This window comes from Mesorhizobium sp. M7A.F.Ca.AU.001.01.1.1, from assembly GCF_004022735.1.
Classification (GTDB): domain Bacteria; phylum Pseudomonadota; class Alphaproteobacteria; order Rhizobiales; family Rhizobiaceae; genus Mesorhizobium; species Mesorhizobium ciceri.
In genome coordinates, this window is sequence record NZ_RZPF01001061.1 from 1 (window position 1) to 1,463 (window position 1,463).

At 61.9% G+C, this 1,463-nt stretch carries 3 protein-coding genes; 2 read left to right on the forward strand and 1 reads right to left on the reverse strand.

From position 1 onward, the window contains the following. Both EN884_RS35745 and EN884_RS35750 read left to right on the forward strand, forming a co-directional pair. Positions 1 to 748 (forward strand): TonB family protein (locus EN884_RS35745; protein ID WP_128361118.1); only part of this gene is annotated, 748 nt, incomplete at its 5' end. 62 nt (positions 749 to 810) lie between these two features. Beyond that, positions 811 to 1,125 (forward strand): antibiotic biosynthesis monooxygenase, encoded by a 315-nt coding sequence (locus tag EN884_RS35750; RefSeq protein WP_027039045.1) that lies wholly within the window; start codon positions 811 to 813, stop codon positions 1,123 to 1,125. 115 nt (positions 1,126 to 1,240) lie between these two features. On the opposite strand, the gene EN884_RS35760 is transcribed toward EN884_RS35750, so the two are convergent. After that, positions 1,241 to 1,463 (reverse strand): hypothetical protein (locus EN884_RS35760; RefSeq protein ID WP_164895417.1); only part of this gene is annotated, 223 nt, incomplete at its 5' end.

Below are 1,463 nucleotides of genomic sequence, written 5' to 3' on the forward strand. Positions count from 1 at the left end.
CAACGTGGTCGGCAGCGCGCTGGACAAGGACCCGACGGCAATAAACGTTGCACTGGTGCCCAGCCCGCAACCGGCCAAACCACAGCCGGCAACGCCGCCCAAGCCGTCGCAGCCAACGGAGGCCTCCCAACCTGCCGCGGAAGCGGCAAAGCCGCCGCTCAAGCCTTTGCCGGAACCTGTCAAACCGCAGGCGGTCACCCCGGACATACTGGTGGCCGGCGCCCCTCGCCCCGATGATCAGAGCGTGGCTCCCAAGACCGAAGCGCCGGCACAGCCGACCGTTCAGCCCAGGAGCACCGAGACGCCTGTCGCCGTTCCAGAACAGCCGCCGATCCCCAGCGCGAGGCCCAGTCCGGCAGCTGCCCAGTCAAAGACGGCGGATGAGAAGCGCGGCACGGCGGATGGCCAGGACCTGTCGGCGCAAGCGGCCAGCAAGGGCAAAAGGCAAAACGAGGCAGGCACTGCCGCGGAAGATAACTACCGCGGCGATGTCTTTAGAAAGCTCGGCAGCGTCAATCGCACTCTGCCGCCGTCCCTACAACTGGCGGCACGCAACAATGCGGTTGTTAAATTCGTCATAGGCAGGAAGGGCAACATAAATAAGTTGCGCATCCTGGAGACCTCAGGGTCGGCGGCTTTCGATCAGGCGGCGCTTGGCATTATCCGCAAAGCAGCCCCCTTCCCTTCGATTCCACCACAGGCAGCAAGCGCAAGTTTGGAGTTCGAGACCGAAATCGGCCCATTTTGAATGTGCGCAGAACAAAACGCTGCGGCCGCAAATCATCAACATCCCTGTGAGAGGAAACCACCATGTACATCGCCATGAACCGCTTCAAGGTGCAGACCGGCTCGGAGAACGATTTCGAAGCCGTGTGGAAGAACCGCGATTCCAGCCTTGCGGAGATGAAGGGGTTCCGCGAATTCCACCTGCTGCGAGGCCCGGTCAACGAGACCGAAGGCTACACGCTGTTTGCATCGCACACCGTGTGGGCGAGCCACGATGATTTCATCGCCTGGACCAAGTCCGAGAATTTCCGCGCTGCCCACAGGAATGTCGGCACGACGAAGGTCCACTATCTCGGCCACCCCCAGTTCGAGGGTTTTTCGGTCGTCGAAGGCGCGTAATGCATGTCGCTCAAAAGTGGTCCCGGTTTTGGGACAACGACATGCATAAACCGAAAGAGATAGAGCCATTCACCGTTTCCACGAAACGGTGAATGGCTCTATCGACCGGCCGGAGTCAGGCTCCGGCCAGCAAGGTCGCATTGCCGCCCGCGGCGGTGGTGTCGACGCAGACGGCCCGCTCATGTGCATAAGCCGCCGGGTTCAACACTTCGCTGACCAGCGGCACGATCGGGCCTGAGCGATCAGCGATAACCCTGCGCACGATGCGCGCGGCCTCTGGCGTGCCGGAAAAAGCAACGATATCGACGCGCAGCGAGCGTGCCTCGACCGGATCAGGC